Source organism: Chlorobaculum tepidum TLS, from assembly GCF_000006985.1.
In the GTDB taxonomy this organism is placed as follows: domain Bacteria; phylum Bacteroidota; class Chlorobiia; order Chlorobiales; family Chlorobiaceae; genus Chlorobaculum; species Chlorobaculum tepidum.
In genome coordinates, this window is sequence record NC_002932.3 from 1,744,729 (window position 1) to 1,756,906 (window position 12,178).

At 58.9% G+C, this 12,178-nt stretch carries 13 protein-coding genes; 9 read left to right on the forward strand and 4 right to left on the reverse strand.

Going from position 1 to position 12,178, the window contains the following annotated elements; translation table 11 throughout:
• Positions 1–33 precede the first annotated feature (33 nt).
• From AYT24_RS10565 to menE, 5 genes are all read left to right on the forward strand, one after another.
• Positions 34–243: a hypothetical protein gene (locus AYT24_RS10565; protein WP_226986801.1), complete on the forward strand. Its 210-nt coding sequence runs from the start codon at positions 34–36 to the stop codon at positions 241–243.
• A gap of 111 nt (positions 244–354) precedes the next feature.
• Positions 355–1,182, forward strand: coding sequence for a 2-succinyl-6-hydroxy-2,4-cyclohexadiene-1-carboxylate synthase (menH, locus tag AYT24_RS08345; RefSeq protein ID WP_010933504.1), 828 nt, complete (start codon positions 355–357; stop codon positions 1,180–1,182).
• 115 nt (positions 1,183–1,297) lie between these two features.
• Positions 1,298–2,122 (forward strand): 1,4-dihydroxy-2-naphthoyl-CoA synthase, encoded by an 825-nt coding sequence (menB, locus tag AYT24_RS08350; RefSeq protein ID WP_164927101.1) that lies wholly within the window; start codon positions 1,298–1,300, stop codon positions 2,120–2,122.
• Positions 2,119–3,210 carry an o-succinylbenzoate synthase gene (gene menC / locus AYT24_RS08355; protein ID WP_010933506.1) on the forward strand — a complete coding sequence of 364 codons (1,092 nt, stop codon included), beginning with the start codon at positions 2,119–2,121 and terminating at the stop codon, positions 3,208–3,210. The genes menB and menC overlap by 4 nt, the downstream gene beginning before the upstream one ends.
• Complete coding sequence (gene menE, locus AYT24_RS08360; RefSeq protein WP_010933507.1) at positions 3,198–4,574, forward strand: o-succinylbenzoate--CoA ligase; 1,377 nt, start codon at positions 3,198–3,200, stop codon at positions 4,572–4,574. Before menC ends, menE begins: the two co-directional genes overlap by 13 nt.
• 43 nt (positions 4,575–4,617) lie before the next feature.
• Here the strand turns inward: menE and AYT24_RS08365 are convergent, their stop codons facing one another.
• From AYT24_RS08365 to AYT24_RS08380, 4 genes are read right to left on the reverse strand one after another with little or no spacing between them, the layout of a single operon-like run.
• On the reverse strand, positions 4,618–5,133 hold the full coding sequence (locus tag AYT24_RS08365) for a hypothetical protein (protein WP_010933508.1): 516 nt from the start codon (positions 5,131–5,133) through the stop codon (positions 4,618–4,620).
• A gap of 1 nt (position 5,134) precedes the next feature.
• The gene (gene dapB / locus AYT24_RS08370) at positions 5,135–5,884 is read right to left on the reverse strand and encodes a 4-hydroxy-tetrahydrodipicolinate reductase (protein ID WP_010933509.1); all 750 of its coding nucleotides are present in this window, start codon (positions 5,882–5,884) and stop codon (positions 5,135–5,137) included.
• Between the two features lie 43 nt (positions 5,885–5,927).
• The gene (locus AYT24_RS08375) at positions 5,928–6,812 is read right to left on the reverse strand and encodes a ParB/RepB/Spo0J family partition protein (protein WP_010933510.1); all 885 of its coding nucleotides are present in this window, start codon (positions 6,810–6,812) and stop codon (positions 5,928–5,930) included.
• 25 nt (positions 6,813–6,837) lie between these two features.
• Positions 6,838–7,635: a ParA family protein gene (locus AYT24_RS08380; protein ID WP_010933511.1), complete on the reverse strand. Its 798-nt coding sequence runs from the start codon at positions 7,633–7,635 to the stop codon at positions 6,838–6,840.
• Between the two features lie 110 nt (positions 7,636–7,745).
• Here AYT24_RS08380 and AYT24_RS08385 point away from each other — a divergent pair, with 110 nt between their 5' ends.
• The 4 genes from AYT24_RS08385 to AYT24_RS08400 all read left to right on the forward strand — a co-directional run bounded on the left by AYT24_RS08385 (position 7,746) and on the right by AYT24_RS08400 (position 12,115).
• Positions 7,746–8,375 carry a DNA-3-methyladenine glycosylase gene (locus tag AYT24_RS08385; RefSeq protein ID WP_010933512.1) on the forward strand — a complete coding sequence of 210 codons (630 nt, stop codon included), beginning with the start codon at positions 7,746–7,748 and terminating at the stop codon, positions 8,373–8,375.
• A gap of 66 nt (positions 8,376–8,441) precedes the next feature.
• On the forward strand, positions 8,442–9,824 hold the full coding sequence (gene mgtE / locus AYT24_RS08390) for a magnesium transporter (protein ID WP_010933513.1): 1,383 nt from the start codon (positions 8,442–8,444) through the stop codon (positions 9,822–9,824).
• 191 nt (positions 9,825–10,015) lie between these two features.
• Positions 10,016–11,116 (forward strand): tRNA 2-thiouridine(34) synthase MnmA, encoded by a 1,101-nt coding sequence (gene mnmA, locus AYT24_RS08395; protein ID WP_010933514.1) that lies wholly within the window; start codon positions 10,016–10,018, stop codon positions 11,114–11,116.
• A gap of 327 nt (positions 11,117–11,443) precedes the next feature.
• Entirely contained in the window at positions 11,444–12,115 is a 672-nt protein-coding gene (locus AYT24_RS08400) for an alpha/beta hydrolase (RefSeq protein WP_164927102.1), read from the forward strand.
• Positions 12,116–12,178 lie beyond the last annotated feature (63 nt).

A 12,178-nucleotide genomic window follows, 5' to 3' on the forward strand; every position in this document is an offset into this window, starting at 1 on the left:
CGAGGCGATAAATACGGTGACGAGACTGCCGAGATGATCTCGACAGCTTCCGCTACCGTTACGACCTCCGCCTTTCCGGAACCAGCCATCGCCTCGGCAAGTTCATCGAGAAACACCGTCTGCGTCTCCGGCGACGCCGGATGCAACACCCGGCAAACCCAATCGCCAGCTGCAACCGCCACCCGGTTGTCGAGAACCATTTCAGCCTTTTTGATCCCCTCGACAATCTTGCCGGTACGGTAATCACTCTGTGTTGCCCATGAGACTGTGCAGTTTCCGGGTTCAAAAAAAACAGCTCTTTGTGGCGTTGTCATATATTAGCAAAAAAGCGAACGGCCTGAAATCACCACAGCAATGACCACCATTTCCCTCCACCTCACCACCGTCGGCGACCCGGCGCTACCGAAAATCGTGTTTCTGCACGGCTTCCTCGGCTCAGGAAGCGACTGGCTTTCATTTGCCCGAAAGCTTGAGAATCGCTTTTGCAGCATCCTCGTCGATCTGCCGGGTCATGGTGAGGCGGGAATTCCGGCGGATGGCGATCCGAAGCTGTTTTTCATGCAGACAGTCGAAGCGCTGAAGAGCAATATCCGGCGTTTGCGCGCGGAGCCGTGCGTGCTGGTGGGCTATTCGATGGGCGGCCGGATCGGACTGGCGCTGGCGTTGCTCTATCCGGAGCTGTTCTCGAAGGCGATAATCGTGTCGTCGTCGCCTGGACTACAGACGGACGAAAAGCGAGCATCGCGCCGAAAAAGCGACGAGGGAATCGCCCGCAAGATCGAGCGGAATTTCGAGGGGTTCATCGGGTTCTGGTACGACCAGCCGCTTTTTTCGACGCTGAAAAGCCACTCGCTGTTCCGCGAGGTCGAGGCGCAACGCAAGCAGGGTACACCGCAAAATCTCGCCCGCGCGCTGCGCCTGCTCGGCACGGGCAATCAGCCATCGTTCTGGGACAAACTCCCCGGCAACCGCCTGCCGATGCTTTTCTGCGTCGGCGAAAAGGATGCAAAGTACGTGGATATCGCAAAGCAGGTGGTTGAACTTTGCCCATCCTCAAGCCTCGAACTCTTCGAACACTGCGGCCACACGCTGCACATCGAAGAGCCGGAGCGTTTTCTTGCGAGCGTGGAGCGGTTTATCGAAACGCATCCCCACAACAGCATTTCCCACGATGACCTGTAAGTCCCATTCCGCCGTCACGCCTCTCTAATCAACGGGGATTGTTTATATTTCAGCTCTTTTGCCTGTAGAGCCGGGGCAACGCCGATTTTCATCAACTACCATCGAGATTTCAGATATGAGCACAGTCAACTGGATTACAGCCGGAGAGTACTCCGACATTCTCTACCACAAGACCGAAGAAGGGATCGCCAAAATCACCATCAACCGACCGGAGCGGCGCAATGCGTTCCGCCCGCAGACGGTGGATCAGATGATCGAGGCGCTTCAGGATGCGCGTAACGACAGCCAGATCGGCGTCATCATCCTGACCGGTGCGGGCGACCTCGCGTTCTGCTCCGGCGGTGACCAAAAGATTCGCGGCAACGCAGGATACGCCGACGAAAAAGGCGTGAACAAGCTCAACGTGCTCGATTTCCAGCGCGACATCCGCACCTGCCCGAAGCCGATCATCGCAATGGTGGCGGGCTACGCCATCGGCGGAGGCCACGTGCTGCACATGCTCTGCGACCTCACCATCGCGGCGGAAAACGCCCGTTTCGGCCAGACCGGCCCACGCGTCGGCTCATTCGACGGCGGCTGGGGCGCGAGCTACATGGCGCGTCTGGTCGGTCAAAAAAAGGCCCGCGAAATCTGGTACCTCTGCCGCCAGTACAACGCGCAAGAGGCGCTCGACATGGGCTTGGTCAACACCGTCGTGCCACTCGAAAAGCTTGAAGAAGAGACCATCCAGTGGTGCCGCGAAATTCTCGCCAACTCGCCGCTCGCCATCCGCTGCCTCAAGGCCGCGCTCAACGCCGACTGCGACGGTCAGGCTGGGTTGCAGGAGCTTGCGGGCAACGCCACCCTGCTCTATTACATGAGCGAGGAGGGACAGGAGGGCCGCAACGCCTTCGTCGAGAAGCGCAAACCCGATTTCAGCAAGTTCCCGAAACGCCCGTGAAGCCGCTTCATGCCGACATCTGCCGGTATGAAATGGATTTCACCGCGCCGGTCACCGTCCGAGGAGTGCTTCTCGCCAGACGCCAGGGGTTGCTCCTGCGCCTGAAAAGTGAGGGGGTGACAGCGTATGGCGAAGTCGCCCCCCTCATCGGTCTGCACACGGAGTCACTCGACGAGGCCTTGCAGGCTCTTGCCACATTCATTCCCGAACTTTCACGACTCGACTGGAACGCATCCGATGGTCGGCAACGCCTGCTCGACGAGGCAGCGCTGCCACCGTCGGTGACGACCGGTATCGAGATGGCGCTCATCAACCTCGAAGCGACTGAGCGCAGCTCGCTTCCGTCTTTCACTGACGAATTCCCTCCAGCATCGAAAATCCCTGTCAACGCGCTGCTAGCTGGGGATCCGCAAGCCGTGCTCAACCGCGCAGCGAAGCGCTACGCCGAGGGATTCCGCGCCTTCAAGCTGAAGGTGCGCAAAGGAGAGCTCGACGGAGCCGTCGCCTGCATCCGCGCCCTGCACGAGGCTTTCGGCGACAAGGCGGAGCTGCGGCTCGACGCCAACCAGTCGCTCGAATTCGACGAGGCGGTCGCGTTCGGCAAAGCCCTGCCGCCGGGTTGCGTCGCCTACATCGAGGAGCCGCTGACCGATGCGGCGCTGATTTCCGACTTCCACGCCGCTACCGGTCTGCCGTCGGCGCTTGACGAGTCGCTCTGGCAGCGCCCGGAGCTGCTCGACGAGATCGGCCCCGACCCACTCGGCGCGCTCGTGCTCAAGCCGAACTGCATCGGCGGCATCGCGAAATCGCTCGACCTTGCGGCCAAAGCGCACCGGATGGGGTTGCAGGCGGTTTACAGCTCAGCTTTCGAGAGCAGCGTCAGCCTCGGGCTCTACGCGCTCATGGCCGCCGTCTCGTCGCCAGCTCCGGCGGCATCAGGTCTCGACACGGCGAGCTTTCTCGCCCGCGACCTCACCGCCACACCCTTCGCCACGCCGGACGGATTCGCCGATCCCGCAGCCGCATGGCGCGACAGCTTGCGCGTGAGACCCGACATGATCGAAACCGTCAAGTCATGGAGCTTGTAACCCAGGCCGCACAAACCTTCGGCGACCAACCCGCGCTCATCACCGACGAACGGCGCTGGAGCTTCGCCGACCTCGATGGCGACACGGCTCGCATCGCCACTGCGTTCGAAGCGAGCAGCATCCGGCGCGGCGACATCGTTGCGCTTGTCGCGCCGAACAGCCCGGCGCTCGTGCTCTCGCTGATGGCGCTCATGCGCATGGGCGCCGTCGCCGCGCCGGTGAACCACCGGTTTCCGGCAAATCACATCGAGGGCGTGCTCGCGCGGCTGAATCCGGCGATGACGCTCGACGCGGCAAAGCTCGACGCCTTCGTCGCCGACGCGATCGCCCGGACGGGCGCGACCTTCACCGCCGCGACGGAGATGGAACGGCCCGTCTCGGTCATCCACACCTCGGCCAGCTCCGGCAAGCCGAAAGCCGCCGTGCACAGCCTCTCAAACCACTACCACAGCGCGATGGGTTCCGCGCAAAACCTGCCCTTCGGGCCGGGCGACTGCTGGCTGCTTTCGCTCCCGCTCTACCACGTCGGCGGCTACTCGATGCTTTTCAAATGCCTCCTCGGAGGCGGCGCGCTGGCCGTGCCGTCGCCTGATGCGGCGCTTGCTGAGTCTCTCACACACTTCCCCGTCACGCACCTCTCGCTCGTGCCGACGCAGCTCTACCGGATGCTCCGCGCCGACGGCGGCCCGGAGCGCCTGCGAAGCCTCAGGGCGTTATTGCTCGGAGGCAGCGCGGTCAGCGCCCCGCTTCTACGCGAGGCGATCTGCGAACGGGTACCGCTCTACCTCACCTACGGCTCGACCGAAATGAGCACGCAGGTCACAACCTCGCCCACGCCAGTCACCAAGGCGCGGGGCGACAGCGGTGTGGTGCTCCCTTACCGTGAGGTTGCAATTTCAGTGGACGGCGAAATTCTCGTCAAAGGCGAGTGCCTTTTCATGGGCTATCTCGATAATGGAGAATTGCGCGAGGCGCGAGACAAAAATGGATGGTTCCACACAGGCGACATGGGTGAACTGTCGGGGGACGCGCGGCTGACCGTACTCGGCAGGAAGGACAACATGTTCATCTCGGGCGGCGAGAACATCCACCCCGAAGAGATCGAAAAAGCGCTGACATCGATCGTAGGCATCGAAGAGGCCGTGGTGGTTCCAGCGCCCGACGCCGAGTACGGCATGAGACCGGTAGCGTGGATCAAAGCCCGGAGCGACTCGCCTGACGATGCCACAATCATCGCCAGCCTGAAAAGCACGATCGGCAAGCTCAAAACACCGGTGGCGTTTCATCGCATTCAGGAGTGGCAGACCATCCCCGGCTCAGCCAAGATCGACCGAAGCTGGTACCGCAAGCTGGCTGAAAAGTAAAAGGGCGACCAACCGGTCGCCCCTGCACATCACATGTCACCCGTCACCTCTTTCTTGCCTGCCGCTTCAGGAAAAACACCGTCACACGACCGCCAAGACCGGCGAAGGGAGCGTAGAACATACCGGTCAGGATCATGCTCACGAGCAGATCGGAGAGAGCAATGTCTTTCGGTGCAGTCACCATCGCCAGCATTTGCTGGAACGTTTCTGCGTTCTCGGGAGCCAGGCTGGTCGCCCATGCAACCAGAAGCCGGAGACTTTCGAGACCGGGGATGTAACCGAACCACTTCTCCAGCAGGTATGCAACAAGCACCGACAGCGCGCCGCCTATAAACCCGCTCATCGCGCCAAGCACGAAAGCCTCGCCAGGCTCTAGGCGGATCTGGTTACGCATGATGTAGTACCACGCCGCCACCGCGCCGGCAATTATGATACCGGCAAACAGAAATGCGTTGATCAGGGTCAGATAGGGCAGCGTCGTCGTCAGCACGAGCAGCACCGCGCCGCCGAGCAGCGCCGATACTTTCGATGGACGACCCGGCACAGTTTCGACGACCATTTCAGGCAGAAAAAAGATCGTTTAGAAAATCATCCATCGTGTAGAAGCCCGGCGACGTAGCGTGGCGCTGAACAAGCCACTCTGCGGCACGAACTGCCCCGGAAGCGAAACCGGTGCGGTTCTTGGCCGTGTGAGTCAGTTCGATGGTGTCCGATTCCGAATCGATAATCGCGGAATGCACCCCGAACACAGAGCCAAGGCGGATCGAGGCGACCTGCAATTCGTCGCTCTGCAATTTCCTGCCCTCCTGAAGCTCGCGAACGATAGTTCGCTTGCGGGGATTGGAGTTCAGAATCTCATCGGCAGCCTTGATCGCCGTGCCGCTCGGGAAGTCCGCCTTGCCGGTATGGTGCTGCTCCGAAAGCGCGATATCGAACTGCTCAAACGGCGCAATCAGGCGCGCGGCCTCGCGCAGCGTCCGGAAAAAGATGTTGACGCCAAGCGAGTAGTTCGCTGAATAGAGCATTGTGCTCCTAGCCTTTACGACCTCTTCGCGAACCTGCGGCATCACGTCGTCCCAGCCAGTGGTGCCCACCACGACCGGCACACCGGAGGCAATCAGCGCCGGATAGTTGGCGAGAAATGCACTCCTGACGGTAAAATCGATAATAACGTCCGACCCGCTGAACGCAGCGGCATCGATGGTGTCGTTGACATCGAGCACACGGTTGACGACATGTGCACCCGAGGCGGCAACGACGTCGGCTATCTGACGGCCCATGCGGCCATTGCCGACCAGTGTGATCTTCATAATCTCAGCTTGTTTTTGTACTTCTGGTAATTGCTCCAGGCACTCACTGACCGATCAGTTCGAGTATCCGGTCGAGATCTTCGCCTGAAAAATATTTGATGTGAATCTCGCCCTGTCCCCCCTTCTTTTCGACAAGGCTGACCTTGGTGGCAAGCCGCTCCCTGAGGCGGGCCTCGATCTGGTCGATCTGCACCGCCCGAGGTGCTGGAGCCGGACTCGCCGTTTTCGGTTTGTCCTTGAACATGTTGTTGACCAACGCCTCGGTCTGGCGCACCGAAAGCTGCCGTGCCATGATCTGACGCCACACCTTGAGCTGAAGGTGCTCGCTCGGCAGATTGATGAGCGCACGGGCGTGACCGGAGGAGATTTCGCGAGTGCGGATGCTGTCCTGAATCTGGCGCGGAAGCTTCAGGAGACGCAGGAAATTGGCAACCGTGGAGCGGTTCTTGCCAACCTTCTGGGCCACCTCGTCCTGCGTGAGGTTGCATTTGGTCACCAAGCTCCGGAGCGCAAGCGCGACCTCGATGGCGTTGAGGTCTTCCCGCTGGATGTTCTCGATGAGGGCGAGTTCGAGCTTGCTGGCGTCCTCGTGCGCTTCGATGACGTAGGCGGGAATAAACTTGAATCCGGCAGACTTGACCGCGCGCAGCCGGCGTTCACCGCTGATGAGCAGGTACCCCTCTCCATCGCGGCAGACCGTTACCGGCTGGATTACGCCGTTTTCGATGATCGAATTGCGCAACTCGTTGAGCGCCGTCTCCTCGAAGGCCTGGCGAGGCTGGAAAGGATTAACCTTGATTTTTTCAACTGGCAGGCTGCCGATGACGCCATCCTGCATCTTTTCAGTCTCTTCAGCTTTTTCGGCGACTGCAAAGCCCTCTTCGGAAATCAGTGCTTTCAGACCCCTGCCCAGTGCTTTTTTAGACATATCCTCACAATTAATAAACGGCCACCTACTGCTGCCGAACCTTGAATTTCCTGATGTTGCCGTCACGCTCGAAAATCTCCTGCGCAAGATCGAGGTAGTCCTTCGAGCCGATGCTCTGGGCGTCGTACAGAAGCGCCGGCATACCATGACTCGGAGCCTCTGAAAGCCTGACATTCCTGCGAATGTAGGTCTTGTAAACCTTCTCCTTGAAAAACTTCTTAACCTCTTCGGCGACCTGTGTCGCAAGCCTGAGCCGGGCATCGAACATGGTCACCAGAACCCCCTCGATTTCGAGCTTCGGATTCAAATGCTTCCGCACGATGCTGATGGTGTTCAGCAGCTTGCCCAAACCTTCAAGCGCGTAATACTCGGCCTGCACCGGAATGAGCACCGAATCGGCAGCGGTGAGCGAATTGAGCGTGATGAGACCAAGCGAGGGCGGACAGTCAATAATGATGTAATCGTACTGGTCGCGCACCTGCTTCAGGGCCTTCTGCATAACGTACTCCCGCTCGCGCATATTGACCAGCTCCACCTCCATGCCAACAAGGTTGACATTCGAGGGCAGAACATCGAGGTATTCGAGACCGGAAGGCTTGATCGCATCGCGAATCTCCCCGCCGTTCACCATCACATTGTAGAAGGTGTTTTCGATCTCATCCCCGGTTTCGAGACCAAAACCTGAGGTAGCGTTGGCCTGGGGATCGATGTCGATCAAGAGCGTTTTGAATTCGGATATCGCAATGGAAGCCGCAATATTCACCGAGGTGGTTGTTTTACCGACCCCGCCTTTCTGGTTTGCAATCGCAATTACTCTGCCCATGTACCCCGTAGCCAGCGAAATGAAAAATATTCAAGCGGTTAATCTTCTTCAGCGACACGTTGTATTAGTATAATACTTGCATAAACTTTTGCAAACAGGAATATCGACCCATGAAAAGGCTTGGCGCCGATTTTTACCAGATGCCAACAATCTTGCTTGCCGAGCGGCTACTCGGCAAGATTTTCGTCCATCACGAAGTATCGGGCCGGGTGACCAAAGGACGGATCGTCGAAACCGAAGCCTACCTCGGCGATGGCGACGAGGCCTGCCACGCATGGCGCGGCATGACAGAGCGCAATCATGTGATGTTCGGCCCACCCGGCCACCTGTACATCTACTTCTCCTACGGCTGCCACTATCTGGCGAACATCGTCTCGGAACAGAAGGGCATAGCTGGCGCAGTCCTGCTCCGGGCTATGGAACCAATCGAAGGCATCGAATGGATGCAGGAACGGCGCGGAACGACTGATGAGCGCGCCCTGATGAGCGGCCCCGGCAAGCTCACCCAGGCGCTCGGCCTCGGCCCGGCGCATTATGGCGAGAGCCTGCTCGGCGACATCTGCTGGCTCGAAGAGGCTCCGGACATACCGCCGGAGCTGATCGGCACAAGCCCGCGCATCGGCATTTCGCGCAGTACTGATCTCCTGTGGAGAAAGTTCATCGCCGGTTCGCCGTATATTTCGAAAACACAACCCGGCCCGCCGCCAAAAAAGAGGAAAAAAGGGTTGGAAAGTAGTTAAATTTTCCTTTTTTAGGCTCATACGGTTACACGAGGGAACATCCATCAAGTCAACCTCAAGCCAGCCATGATCGGCACTCCTATCCTTCCAGAAATTCGTGAGCTGATCGAACAGAGAAACTTCAGCGCCCTGCAACGCCTCTTCGACGACTGGCTCCCGGTTGACCTGGCCGAACTGATTTCCGATCTGCCTGAAAACGAGCAGGCAATTCTCTTCCGGCTGCTTCCCAAAGACGTGGCTACCGAAACCTTCGAGTACCTCGACTTCGATGCCCAGCAAAACCTGCTCAACGCCCTGACGCAAAAGGATGTCACCCACATCCTCAACAGCATGTCGGCTGACGACCGCACGGCGCTGCTCGAAGAGCTGCCCGGCCCGGTGGCGCAGGAGCTGATCAAGCTGCTTTCATTCAAAGAGTTCAAGATCGCCAAGACGCTGCTCGCCTACGCCGAGGATAGCGTCGGGCGCCTCATGTCGCCGGACTTCCTGAGCGTCAAAAAGGACTGGGAAATCGGCAAGGTGCTTGAATACATCCGCACCTACGGCCACGAAAGCGAAACGCTGAACGTCATCTACGTAGTGGACGAGCACGGCAAACTCGTCGGCGAAATGCTCGCCCGCGACCTCTTGCTTTCGGCGCTTGACAAAAAGGTCGAGGAGATCATCGACGAGGACAAGCTCATCACCCTCACGGCCACGCAGGATCAGAAAGACGCGCTCGAGACCTTCAAGCGCTACGACCGGGTCGCCTTGCCGGTCGTCGATTCCAACGGCTACCTAATCGGCATCGTCACGGTTGACGACATGCTCGACGTGGCCGAAGAGGAGGAAACTGAAAACATCCAGAAGTTCGGCGGTATCGAGGCCCTCGAAGAGCCGTACATCGACGTGCCGCTACTGGAACTGATAAAAAAACGGGCCGGATGGCTGGTGATTCTGTTTCTCAGTGAAATGCTGACGGCCTCGGCCATGTCCTATTTCGAGGGTGAACTGGCCAAGGCAATCGTGCTGGCCACCTTCATTCCGCTCGTGATATCGAGCGGCGGCAACTCCGGTTCGCAAGCCGCCACGCTCATCATCCGCTCGCTCTCGCTCGGCGAGATCAGTATACACGACTGGTGGAAAGTCATGCGGCGAGAAATTCTTTCAGGACTTATGCTTGGCAGCATCCTCGGCACGATTGGCATCATCAGGGTCGTGCTTTGGGCCACCATTCTCGGGCATCTGACAAAGGTCTGGGTACTCATTGGGATTACCGTCGGCTGCTCACTGGTGGGTATCGTGCTCTGGGGCACCCTGACCGGATCGATGCTGCCCCTGCTGCTCAAACGCCTCGGCTTCGATCCGGCCACCTCGTCGGCCCCGTTCGTCGCTACGCTGGTAGACGTCACCGGCATCGTCATCTACTTCACAGTCGCCTCGCTGGTGCTCAAAGGCGTGCTGCTGTGAGCTGGTGAGCTGCCTCCTACCCCCGTAAATCAGGTTGACACTTCGGAAGAATGACAGCAAGTGGCCAAATGAAGGCCATGAGCTTCTAAAAGAGCCTCAGCCCAGACAGACATTGGATCATCTGTTTGCGGAATTTGCAGTTCCGCGCATAATCCCGAAAAAGCTGTAAGTTATCCCCAAAACGACAGCGTATGAGCTCACCACAACACGTCATTATCGGCCTTTCGGGCGGCGTCGATTCAGCGGTAGCGGCTTGCCTGCTCATCAAGCAAGGCTACCACGTGACCGGGCTGAACATCCGCGTGCTCGATACGCCGGAGGATACTCCCACGCTGGCGCCGTCGGCAATGCGGATCAGTGACTCGGAGGAGTTCGATTTTCCCGTGTTCACGCTGAACCTGAGCGCGAAGTTCGCCCGCGACGTCGTCGGTTACTTTCATGATGACTATCTCGCCGGACGGACGCCGAATCCTTGCATGGTGTGCAACAAGGCGATCAAGTGGTTCGGGCTGTTCGAGGCGATGCGGCTGCTCAGAGCCGATCTGGTGGCGACCGGCCACTACGCCCGCACGGAACTGCGTGACGCCGTGACGCGCCTTCTCAAGGGCGTCGATCCGGAGAAGGATCAAAGCTATTTTCTCTGGATGCTGACTCAGGCGGAGCTTGCCAAAACGCTGTTTCCGCTTGGCGGTTATACGAAAGCTGAGGTGCGAGAGCTAGCCCGGTCGTTCGGCGTGCATGCGGCGGAAAAAAAGGAGAGTCAGGAGATCTGCTTCGTGCCGCACGACGATTATTGCGCGTATCTGGCGAACGCGATTCCCGGCCTCGAAGCGCGGGTGGCAGGCGGGGAGATTGTCGATCAGGCGGGTAAGGTGATCGGCCATCACCGCGGCTATCCGTTCTACACCATCGGCCAGCGCCGCGGCCTCGGCGTCTCGACCGGCGAGCCGGTGTATGTGACGGAGATCGACGCCGAACACAACCGCATTCATGTTGGCAGTAAAGCTGATCTCGAATGCCGCAGCCTCATCGCCTCCGGCATGAACTGGATCGGCATCGCCACGCCAGACAAGTCTTTCGAAGCCGAAGCGCGAATCCGCTACCGCGACCGGCAGAGCGCCTGCATGATCGAGCCAATGGACGATAACCGGGCATGGGTGAGCTTCCGCGAGCCGAAGCAGGGCGTTGCCTGCGGGCAGGCGGTGGTCTTCTACGACGGCGACGAAGTGCTCGGCGGCGGGATTATCGCCAAGGTGAATCCTGAAGCGCCGCCTCAGAAGATCTTGGGCTAAAACCCCATTATTTTTTGTGCTAAATAACCCAGCTTAAAAGCCGGTACAATATTGAATGTAAGCGTGATGAATGTCCGTCGGGATAAATCCCGACTGAATATGATAGAGTCTATCACTCTCTTCAAGTGATTCAAACGCTTAAACAATTGCCCCGGACTTTAGTCCGGGGTTAAAGGACAACCAAAAAATCAGGGCTTCAGCCCAATTTCTTTTTCCAGAGACCTTTTCGACAGGTTATCAACAAACCACTACTATATCAGGGCAGAGAAGCAGGTCTGCCCCTACAGGTTAATCATGTACCGGATTCACAACACCAACCCATTCCCTATGTTCACACGCAATAACGACGCTTTTACCTGGCTCGATTACAACCGCAATCCCGATAAAAAGAGTCCGCTGCTCGTGATGCTTCACGGCTACGGGAGCAATGAACGGGACCTCATCATGCTGGCCCCCACGCTCGACCCCCGGCTTCGCGTCGTGAGCGTGCGCGCGCCGCTCGTGCTCGCTCCGGAGATGTACGGCTGGTTCCCGATCGAGTTCACGCCGGGCGGCATTACAGTGGATCGCGAGGCGGCGCGGCAGGTGGCCGAAAAACTGGTGACGTTTCTCGAACATCTCATCGAAAAGCTCCAGCCAACCGGCGAAAAAACCTTCCTCATGGGCTTCAGCCAGGGGTCGGTGATGAGCTACCTGACTGCGTTCCGAAATCCGGAGTTGCTGCATGGCGTGGTCGCCCTCAGCGGGCAGCTTCCCGATGCGCGTCCCGAGGCTGGGGCCTTACCCGAAGCTCTCGGTGATGTGCCGTTCCTCGTGCAGCACGGGCTGTTCGACGACGTGCTGCCCATCGACCGGGGCCGTCAGGCCAATGCGTGGCTCCGCGACAGAATCGCCGACCTCACCTACCGCGAATATCCGATGGCGCACCAGATCAACCAGGCGTCGCTCGATTTCCTTGCTTCGTGGCTTTCGGAGCGCATCGACCGGGTCGTTTCGTGACCCGGTTACCCTTCCGGCGGATGGGGGGATTTGAGCGCTTTTTTGCTTACCTTGTAGATCATT